The organism is Pseudoalteromonas sp. SG41-5, from assembly GCF_014164495.1.
Lineage (GTDB): Bacteria > Pseudomonadota > Gammaproteobacteria > Enterobacterales > Alteromonadaceae > Pseudoalteromonas > Pseudoalteromonas rhizosphaerae.
Window position 1 is genome coordinate 46,128 of sequence record NZ_JACJFH010000025.1, and the last position, 8,573, is coordinate 54,700.

At 39.5% G+C, this 8,573-nt stretch carries 10 protein-coding genes; 6 read left to right on the forward strand and 4 right to left on the reverse strand.

The annotated features are described in order from the left end of the window. Nucleotide 1 precedes the first annotated feature (1 nt). Nucleotides 2–631 carry a trimeric intracellular cation channel family protein gene (locus H5232_RS08865; protein WP_182717403.1) on the reverse strand — a complete coding sequence of 210 codons (630 nt, stop codon included), beginning with the start codon at nt 629–631 and terminating at the stop codon, nt 2–4. 387 nt (nt 632–1,018) lie between these two features. On the opposite strand from H5232_RS08865, the gene H5232_RS08870 reads away from it, so the two are divergent. Continuing rightward, nucleotides 1,019–2,908 (forward strand): peptidase M61, encoded by a 1,890-nt coding sequence (locus tag H5232_RS08870; RefSeq protein ID WP_310736871.1) that lies wholly within the window; start codon nt 1,019–1,021, stop codon nt 2,906–2,908. A gap of 107 nt (nt 2,909–3,015) precedes the next feature. On the opposite strand, the gene H5232_RS08875 is transcribed toward H5232_RS08870, so the two are convergent. After that, nucleotides 3,016–4,326: an amidohydrolase gene (locus tag H5232_RS08875; RefSeq protein WP_182717404.1), complete on the reverse strand. Its 1,311-nt coding sequence runs from the start codon at nt 4,324–4,326 to the stop codon at nt 3,016–3,018. A gap of 51 nt (nt 4,327–4,377) precedes the next feature. On the opposite strand from H5232_RS08875, the gene H5232_RS08880 reads away from it, so the two are divergent. The 5 genes from H5232_RS08880 (at nt 4,378) to H5232_RS08895 (ending at nt 7,548) form a co-directional block, all read left to right on the forward strand. Further along, complete coding sequence (locus H5232_RS08880; RefSeq protein ID WP_182830794.1) at nt 4,378–5,052, forward strand: Crp/Fnr family transcriptional regulator; 675 nt, start codon at nt 4,378–4,380, stop codon at nt 5,050–5,052. Between the two features lie 89 nt (nt 5,053–5,141). Beyond that, nucleotides 5,142–5,273 (forward strand): hypothetical protein, encoded by a 132-nt coding sequence (locus tag H5232_RS24200; RefSeq protein ID WP_259398447.1) that lies wholly within the window; start codon nt 5,142–5,144, stop codon nt 5,271–5,273. 277 nt (nt 5,274–5,550) lie between these two features. Further along, complete coding sequence (locus H5232_RS08885; RefSeq protein ID WP_182830795.1) at nt 5,551–6,054, forward strand: DUF962 domain-containing protein; 504 nt, start codon at nt 5,551–5,553, stop codon at nt 6,052–6,054. A gap of 19 nt (nt 6,055–6,073) precedes the next feature. Then, complete coding sequence (locus tag H5232_RS08890; protein ID WP_182830796.1) at nt 6,074–6,865, forward strand: SDR family oxidoreductase; 792 nt, start codon at nt 6,074–6,076, stop codon at nt 6,863–6,865. 227 nt (nt 6,866–7,092) lie between these two features. After that, the gene (locus H5232_RS08895; protein ID WP_220491234.1) at nt 7,093–7,548 is read left to right on the forward strand and encodes a DUF4826 family protein; all 456 of its coding nucleotides are present in this window, start codon (nt 7,093–7,095) and stop codon (nt 7,546–7,548) included. 178 nt (nt 7,549–7,726) lie between these two features. Here the strand turns inward: H5232_RS08895 and H5232_RS08900 are convergent, their stop codons facing one another. Both H5232_RS08900 and H5232_RS08905 read right to left on the reverse strand, forming a co-directional pair. Continuing rightward, on the reverse strand, nt 7,727–8,185 hold the full coding sequence (locus H5232_RS08900; protein ID WP_145233126.1) for a GNAT family N-acetyltransferase: 459 nt from the start codon (nt 8,183–8,185) through the stop codon (nt 7,727–7,729). Between the two features lie 12 nt (nt 8,186–8,197). After that, nucleotides 8,198–8,573, reverse strand: a 376-nt coding sequence (locus tag H5232_RS08905; RefSeq protein ID WP_310736872.1) for a winged helix domain-containing protein, incomplete at its 5' end; no start/stop codon positions are given.

Sequence of the window (8,573 nt, forward strand, 5' to 3'; positions counted from 1 at the left end):
ACTATTGTTTTCTAACCGACCTTTTTCTAAATATATTTGGTTGCCATCCCCAGTGTAGGGAACCGAGCCGTAAAAATACGGTAATAAAGAGTGCGCCTAAAATACACCAAACATAAGGTACTTCTAATAGAAACAGTGTGGCATAAGTTAAGCCACCAGATAGGCACGCGGTGGAGTAGAGCTCTTCGCGCATGACAAGGGGGACTTCACGGCATATTACATCGCGCATTAGACCACCAAAGATGCCCGTGGTCATGCCCATAGTAATAGCCACAATCATCGTAGTGCCTTCGATTAAGGATTTTTCAATGCCAACAATATTAAAAATTGCCATGCCCAAAGCATCGACCAGCAACATGTAATAGTTTGATACGTGAGGTAAATGACGAATAAATATTACGGCGATAAATATGGCGCTGTATGTTGCGTATAAGTAATCCGGTTCGGCTATCCAAAATACTGGCTGGTTTAACAATACGTCGCGCAGTGTGCCACCGCCGAGCGCTGTTACTGACGCGACAACCACAACACCAAAACCTCCTATGTTTTTTTCATGGCCCATCAGAGTACCTGAGATGGCAAAAAACGCTACCCCGATCAAATTTAACAAATGAAAATAGTCAGATGCCATTGTGGTCTCCATACCATTACCAAAAAAGTAGCTTATTAGGATAGCGTACTGATGATTTATTTAGCCTGAACATAGGTATTGTGCATGATTAAGTTTTAAAACAGTGCTTGCAGGGCTCTTATATTCTCAGTACAAGAATGCAAATAAGCGCTGATACAGATAAATTCGGCACTATAAATTGACTTAAATCGCAAATAAATTGAACGCATTAAATGGTTGTTCGTCCATAAATCATTGCTATTAGCTGTTGTTATAGTTATAACTGATGTTGGTTGTTTCAGAAATTTCTGAAAGTAAAAAGGAGGTTGCCGAGTGTTTTGCACTCAAATTACCAGAATAATACCCATCTAATGCGCGTGCTTTGCGCCTCTCTAATTGGAGAAGTAAGTGAATAAACATGTTTTTGCTGCTGCCGCCCTCAGCTCTGTTATGGGCTTTACGCTTCCAGCGTTTGCTGATGTTCCAAACCCGATTGATACTCCATATTCCGGCACTATAAAAATAGCGGTTGATGCCACAGATCTAGCTCATCGTATTTTTAAAATAAACGAAACTATCCCTGTTAGTGCTGGTGAAATGACTTTGCTTTATCCACAATGGATACCTGGACATCACTCACCAGTTGGACCAATAAGTCAGTTGGCTGGATTGAAAATGTCAGCAAAAGGTAAAGTGATCGAATGGCAACGAGATCCTGGCAATGTATATGCTTTTAATCTTAAGGTTCCTAAAGGTGTACGTGAGTTGCATGTTGAATATCAATTCTTGTCACCACAAAGTTCAGCGCAAGGGCGCGTTATGATGACGCCAGAAATGCTCAATTTACAATGGGATACAGTAGCGCTTTACCCTGCTGGGCACTATAGCCGTAAAATTAAATTTCAACCGAGTGTAACGTTACCAAAAGGGTGGCAGTTTGCTACTGCACTTGAAAAATCTTCGCAAAAAGGCAATACAGTTACCTTTGAGGGAATTGATTTTGAAAACCTTGTAGACTCGCCAATGTTTGCCGGTAGCCACTATAAGCGTGTTGATTTAAACCCAAATGCAGATACTCCGGTGTTCTTAAATGTCTTTGCCGATAAAGAAAAAGATCTTGAGATCAGTGCTGAAGGGTTAACAGCACACCGTGAGCTTATTCAACAAATGTATGCGCTTTATGGTGCACATCACTTTGATCATTATGACTTTTTACTTGCCCTGACAGATAAGTTAGGCGGTATCGGCATGGAACATCATCGCTCAAGTGAAAATAGCGCGAAAGAAAATTATTTTACTGACTGGGATAAGTCATGGGTCGGTCGCGATTTATTAGCACACGAATTTAATCATTCATGGAATGGTAAATATCGTCGCCCTGACGCATTATGGACACCGACCTATAACCAAGTTAAAGAAGCTAATGGTTTATGGGTATATGAAGGGCAAACACAGTTTTGGGGGCAAGTCATTGCGGCTCGTTCTGGACTTTGGAGCCAAGAAAATGCGATGGATATGCTAGCTCGTTTAGGTGCAACCTATGACCAAGGACGCCCTGGCATGGCATGGCGTAATATTTTAGATACAACCAACGATCCAACTATCGCTCAGCGTTCATCATTGCCTTATCGTAGTTATCAAATGAGCGAAGACTATTACTCTGGTGGAGAATTAATTTGGTTTGCAGTTGATGCAAAATTACGTGAATTGAGTAACAACAGTCATTCATTAGATGATTTTGCCCAGAACTTTTTTGGCGTAAATCCGGGTGATTGGAATGTGTTGACCTATAAATTTGATGATGTGATTAACACGCTTAATGGCATTGAAAAGTATCAATGGGATGACTTTATTAATTCGCGTTTAAAAGGCCATGTTAACTTATCTAAGTCGCTGGAAGACCAAGGTTGGAAATTGACTTATAACGATAAAGCATCTGATGGAATTAAAGCGATTGAAAGCCGCTATAAATCAACTGATTTACTTTATTCTCTGGGCTTTTCAGTAAATAAAGAAGGCAAAATGCGTGATGTATTATGGGATAGCCCTGCATTTAATGCGGGTCTTGCGCCAAGTATGCAAATTATTGCCGTTAATAATACTCAGTTTAGTGCTGATGCACTCAAAGATGCAGTGACAGATGCTAAAGGTTCAAAAGCGCCAATTATGCTATTGGTGAAAAACTTTGATCAGTACAGTGAAATCCAGATTGATTACCATGATGGCCTTAAATATCCTCACCTTGAACGTATTGAAGGTAAGCCTGATTATTTATCACAGTTACTAACAGCACGATAAAATAAGTCCGTATAGGTTTATCAATACTTTTAAATATACCCACAGAGTGTGGGTATATTTATTCTATGCCAACCGATTATGATTTTGCATATACGCTGGTGTGCTGGTTATTTTTTCATTGCAAAGTAATCCACAACTAACTGCGTCATAGCATTCACGCCTAATTGCAGTGCTTGCTCGTCAGCGAAAAACTGTGGTGAATGATTACTTGCTGCCGTTTTTGCATCTTGGCCTTGTGGGGTAACACCTAAAAAGAAAAACAATCCAGGAGTTTCTAAAGCGTAATAGCTGAAATCTTCAGCGCCGGTGATCAAATCAGTGGTAATGATATTCTCAGCCCCAGCAACTTTAGTTAGTGTTGGCGTCATTTTTTGCGTGAGTTTTACATCGTTTACGGTGACAGGGTAGCCGTGGTCGATATGTACATCAGCTTTAGCACCACCGGATTCAGCGACCATTTCAGCTGTTTTCACTAAACGTTTTTTGATATCAGCGCGCATTGCTTGGTCAAAGGTGCGAATCGTGCCAATTAACTCGACACTATCCGGAATGATATTGGAACGTACGCCGCCATTAATAGCACCAAACGAAATAACTGACGGCGCTTTAGTAACATCAACTTGGCGAGATGAAATTGTTTGTGTGGCCATAATTATTTGTGATGATGCCACAATCGGATCAACACCATTCCATGGTCGTGAACCATGAGTTTGGCGGCCTTGTACATTGATTGTAAATGAATCTTCACTGGCCATAAGCGGACCTTCACGGAAGCCAATTTGGCCTGTGTTTAATGAACTGGTTACATGTAGACCAAACACGGCGTCAGGTTTTTCTTTAAATAAGCCTTCTTTTAGCATGAGTTCAGCACCGCCTTCTTCACCTTCTGGGGCACCTTCTTCAGCTGGTTGAAAGACAAATAATACATCACCCGCTAAGTCATCTTGAATTTTAGCCAAAGATTCAGCTACAGCCATTAGAATAGCGACATGGTTATCATGGCCGCAGGCGTGCATAACACCTACTTCATTACCACGGTAGGTTGAGGTCTGAGTTGAAGCAAACGGTAAATCAACTTGCTCAGTGACAGGCAAGGCGTCCATATCGGCACGCAGTGCCACCAAAGAGCCTTTTTTACCACCTTTGAGTTTAGCAACTACACCAGTATGGGCTATCCCAGTTTGTACTTCGAGCCCCAGTGCTTTTAAATGTTTAGTAATGTATTTAGCCGTTTCAAATTCGCGGTTACTAAGCTCTGGGTATTGGTGAAGATGGCGTCGCCAAGTGATCACTTTTTCACTTACACTGTGGTTAGCTTTTTTTAGATTCTTGTTGAGCTGTTGATCAGGAGCTGCTGCAAAACTTGGTGCAGATAACGTACTTAGCAATAACCCGCTGTAAATAACTTTGTGTAACATAGTGATCCCTTTTATTATTTGATTATTAAAACTAATGTAGAGTAAACCGATATGAATGAACAGGACCGTGCGATAATTAACCAAGGAAATTGGTTTAGTAGCCGCTCGGAAGAATTTCAACACCAGCTATTGTTACATGCAAAAGTAATTAAACTCGATGCGGGTGAAGCATTATTTTTAAGAGGAGATGAAAATGCGGGTTTATACGCTGTTGTTAATGGAGTTATGCGAGTCAGTGGAGTAAATGGAGGAGGTAAAGAAGCGGTACTGAGTTTTATAGATCCCGCTATTTGGTTTGGTGAAGTTGCTTTATTTGATGGTGGTTTGCGTACCCACGATGTTTATGCACAAACACCCGCTCGATTGCTACATGTACCGCATCGGGCACTGATACAATTATTAACAATCACGCCTGTTTATTGGCATGATTTTGGTGTTTTACTTTCACAAAAAATGCGGCTGCTGTTCACTTCATTAGAAGATCATGCTTTATTAACTGCACAGCAGAAAGTCTGTAAACGGCTGGTTATGATGGCAACCATGTCGCTGCCCAGTAATACCGCTACTATTATGTTATCGCAGCAACAACTCGCAGATATGACCTATTTAACTCGTCAAACTATTAATCAAATCTTGCAGTTATTAAGTGCAAAAAAGCTTATTTCCCTGCATTACCAGCGTATAGAAATTCTTGATAAACAACAGCTGGCTTTACTTGTACATTAGCTGTGCTATTTTTTACCTGATATGGGTTCACTGGCCTTAAATTTGCTTTATAAAATAAAACTATCAATGGATTCGAAGCAATAACCGAATTGCCAGAAACGGCAAAAAATAGCCAAGCTGATACTGTTAGTAGCCTTAAAAACCCTTCATATGGAAAAGACTTTTTAGAAGAAGTAAATGAAGCGCTTATTTATCAACGACTAGGTGTTGATAAAGATTAAATAGCTGAACATAAGGCCGCGATTGAAAAGCTGACAGAAAAAATACAACAGCAGGGGGGAATGACGAATTAGCAAAACAAATGGAATCGTTACAAAAAATGCTTGGACAAGAATATCAAAAAGGCCGTGAGTTACAATCTAAAACCCCGGATCACGATAAAGGTAAAATCATAAGCGCATTTGTATAAGTGGATTTTACAAATGTCGGGTAGAAGACATTGTTACGTTGTGTTAACTGCTAAAGTAAATAATAAGATAATTATATAAAGTAGAGAAAATGAAAACACTGCAACAACAACTGGGCAATTATGGCTTATATCACCGTTCAAAACGCAATGTACTCACACACTTTTTTGGTATTCCACTCATTGTATACGCTGTATTGTGTTTATTAGCGCGTATTAATTTACCGGTTGCTGATCATGTTATCAATGGCGCTCATGTTTTTGTGTTAGCTACTGTGATTTATTATTTACTGCTTAATGTCTCACTAGGTTTGATAATGGCTGTTATTTTAGTAGTAATGAGTATAGCGGCTGCGCCAATAGCTTCACTTAGTTTTACTAGCTGGTTAGCTGTTAGTATAGGTGTTTTTATTTTTGGCTGGGTTTTACAGTTTATTGGGCATTATTTTGAAGGTAAAAAACCAGCTTTTGTTGATGACTTAATCGGGCTTATCATTGGGCCATTATTTGTGCTTGTTGAGGCGCTTTTTTTACTCGGACTATATAAACAACTTGAGCAACAGATCACAGACATTGCGGGTCCTACAAAGCCTTAATAATAATCATAGGTAGAGCATGAACTTTAATAATAAAACGGTGTGGATCACCGGGGCATCATCAGGTATTGGTAAAGAGTTAGCGATACAGTTAGCACACTTAGGCGCTAATATTATTTTATCAGCCAGAAGTGCAGATAAACTAAATCAACTTTGTAGCGAGTTACCGGCTGGACAACACAAAGTAATACCTCTTGATTTATCACAACCTGAGCAGGTACTTGAGTATGTTACAAATAGTATGGCTACGATTGGTAACGTTGATATTTTAATTAATAATGGTGGCGTGTCGCAGCGTAGTTTGTTTTTAGAAAATGACTTTATTGTGTATCGTCAACTTATGGAAGTTAACTATTTTGGTTTGATTGCGCTAACTAAAGCGGTATTACCGAGTATGGTTAAAAATGGCGGCGGCTGTGTAGTATCAATCAGCAGTGTCGCAGGTAAAGTTGGCTCTAAGTTCAGAACCGGTTACTCAGGCTCTAAATATGCAGTCGTTGGTTTTATGGATTGTTTGCGAGCTGAAGTGGCCAATAAAAACATTCATTGTTTGACTATCTGCCCAGGCTCTATAAAAACGGCTATTGCTCATAATTCACTTAATGAACATGGTATTGCGCAAAATAAGGCTGAATACTCCATTGAAAATGGTATGGATGTAACGGCTGCTGTGAAGCAAATGGTCAGTGCAATAGCTAAACGTAAAGATGAAGTGGTGGTTGGCGAGGGGATCAGTGGCTGGGCTCCGACTATAAAACGTTTCTTTCCTAGTTTTTTTAATCGTATGACAGCGAAAAAGAATTATCGTTAAACAAACGATGAATAATACCGTGCTGGTATGCATTAACAACGGCTTTATAGTTTATAAATTAGCTATAAATTGATTTTTCTGCTGTATTAGTAAACAGTTGTGCGTAGAACGATGGGTTAGAGTGTAGAAAAAACAGGCGATCGTTTATGCTCTCGCTGGAATTGGTCTTTTATACTTGCGCCGATAATTATATGCCCTTAAAGTAACTAAAATTATGTAAACGAGTGATGAATACTGTGGAACAAAAACAACTTAAAGAATTAACACCAGAAGAACAAGAACAAGCAAAGCAGCAAAGTATTGCATGGCAACGTGAGTGTTTTCAAAATGCACAAAAGCATTTAGCAGAGAAGGGCGTAATGCCAAAAACTTTGCTAGAAAAAGAAAGCCGCTTTATCGCTCCGTTATGTGCCCTATGGAAGTTTAAAGGCCAAGACGGTAAAAGTTATTGGGTTATCACCGGTCGCTTACCAACTGATCATGCGTTAGCATCAGTTGCCGAAAATGCGCGTGATGCGCTGCGATATTTTTCTCTGCAATGGCAGTTAAAAGCAGATCAAATTATGCAAACCGGTGGACACGATAAAACTAAAGTTGATTTTGCAAACCTACTAATTAATCGTGCGCATGGTATTTATGAAATGTACGAAAAAGAACAGCTGTGGGCAAACGAAGTTAATTGACCTGAAAGCTTATTTATAATTTTAACTTAAAGATTTTAATATAAAGAACAGCTTTAAAAATTAAAAAAGCGAACGTGTTATGTGGAGTTGCACATTAATATGTTCGCTTTTTTAATGCCCATTGCGTTAAATTGGTGGTTTTTAACTCGCTAGGATGGCCATTTTTAATAAATTTTTATCAATGCACCAGTGTAAATGGTTTCGTATTGAATTTATTAATGGGGCATTGCATACGAAGCCGTGGAATACCTGCTTCCATAAACACACAACCTTGTTGTTCAAAGCCATTACGTTTAAATCGTTCTACCTCATTTAAAATACAATTAATGCTGACGCAATCACAACCCTGCTGTTGTGCAAGCTCAACGATATAATTCAGCAATGAACGATAGACGGAGCGATTACGGTGCTCTGGCAGCACCGCAATACGGCCAATAAGGCCATCGCTACATAATCGGCCTGTTGCAACTGGGCCTTGGCTGTCATCTGTTACCAGTATATGATGAGCATACCTATCAAGATTATCAAACTCGATATGTTTGGGAATATGTAGTTCACATACAAATACCCGCTCTCTGATCTGTTGTAGTAACTCCTTACCTATATCCCATTCTACCTTGTTGATATGATAGCCCATACAAACACACTCCTAGCAAAACCAAATCCCCTCATTAATTAGTGTAGTAAAGGTTTGTATAAAAACTAAACTATTTTTTGAACTATTTAGTTGCTCTGCTGTCACCATAGTGTGGTCAGTGAGTAATTTAACCGCAGTTAAGTCACTAACAGGGAGCGGGTAGTTTTCACCATTTACGCTGAGAAGTATTTCATTTTCAAAAACTTGATACAATGCACGGGTGCCACCGAGGCGCTCAAAAATCAAATCATTATCATTCAATAGGCCGCGTAGCGATCCCGCTTTGTCGGAGGTTATAAGCTCAAGTAACAGTAAATCACCATCAAGTATTGGGTGTTTACCGCCATTCATTGAGTTACCTGATGCGCGTGCTAAAAAATGTACTTGT